The sequence below is a fragment of the Vibrio sp. 779(2023) genome, from assembly GCF_033344285.1.
GTDB lineage: Bacteria > Pseudomonadota > Gammaproteobacteria > Enterobacterales > Vibrionaceae > Vibrio > Vibrio alginolyticus.
In genome coordinates this window covers 1-1,067 of the sequence record NZ_JAWPOM010000212.1, presented here as the reverse complement: position 1 = coordinate 1,067, position 1,067 = coordinate 1, and the positions used below count along the sequence as shown (strand labels likewise).

The window sequence follows — 1,067 nt, the reverse complement described above, 5'->3', positions numbered from 1 at the left end:
TGTGCAAACGCTTTTGCCGCTTGCGCGTGATCAGCAGGTAAGCTGCCAATGACAACCACTCCTTTTCTATCAGCACAAAATGGAATGTCACGGAATGATGGACTGACGAATCGTTGAGTATATGTTTGACCGCCTTTGCGCCACGCTTCGACACTGTTCAGGTAGCTTTGGTAAGCGCTTTTTTCCCCGTCAGAATACAGCGGCTCAGGAAAGGCGCAGTTAATGTGAACCGCGCTGCCATGTAACTGCTGGTTAAACATCACCTCATCAACCGAAGTGAGTAACCAGTTAAGCGGCGTATTTAAACTCGGACTTGGCAAGTTCAAATTTGCCGATACATGATGCGAAAAAATCCCAAGCTGATTAATTGCTTGGTTTGCGCCACAACCGACGAGTTCAACAGGGCGGTCAGCAGTAAGCAAAACCAGTTTTTCGCCCGTTAATTTAGCTTCTGCTACCGCAGGCAACAAGTTTGCGACCGCAGTGCCAGAAGTCACGATAACGGCTACCGGCTCTTGGCTCGCTTTCGCCAAACCAAGCGCCATAAAACCTAATCCACGCTCATCAAAATGAGTATGAATGGAAAAATTTGGCTGTTCCGCCGCTTCTAAAGTCAAAGGAGTCGAACGCGATCCCGGCGCGATACAAACATGCTTCACACCAAATCGGTGAAGCTCAGTCAAAATGGTCTCTGACCAAATTCGATTGAGAACCGCTTGATCGTAACTCATGATGCCACTCCAAGCGGCGGATGATCGGAAATCAACGTTAATAGCGTCGACATCTTTTTATCTAACTCAGCCCATTCGTGTTCAGCAACTGATCCAGGAACAATACCCGCTCCAGCAAACAGCTGAACTTGATCGCCAAGCACCAATGCACTTCTTATTGCCACACAAAACTCTGCGCGTTCATGGCTGATGTAACCCATAGAGCCAGCATACCAGCCACGAGCAAACGGCTCGTTATCAAGGATGAACTGCATCGACTCTTTACGAGGCAAACCTGCCACTGCGGCCGTCGGCTGCAATGCAGAAAGCAGTTGTACGCCATTTGTGCCTGTTTTT

At 48.7% G+C, this 1,067-nt stretch carries 2 protein-coding genes; both read right to left on the bottom strand.

What is annotated here, in order from left to right:
• Positions 1–731 (bottom strand): 2-succinyl-5-enolpyruvyl-6-hydroxy-3-cyclohexene-1-carboxylic-acid synthase (gene menD, locus R8O70_RS26155; RefSeq protein WP_318184580.1); only part of this gene is annotated, 731 nt, incomplete at its 3' end.
• Positions 728–1,067, bottom strand: a 340-nt coding sequence (locus R8O70_RS26150) for a chorismate-binding protein (RefSeq protein ID WP_318184579.1), incomplete at its 5' end; no start/stop codon positions are given. The genes menD and R8O70_RS26150, both read right to left, overlap by 4 nt.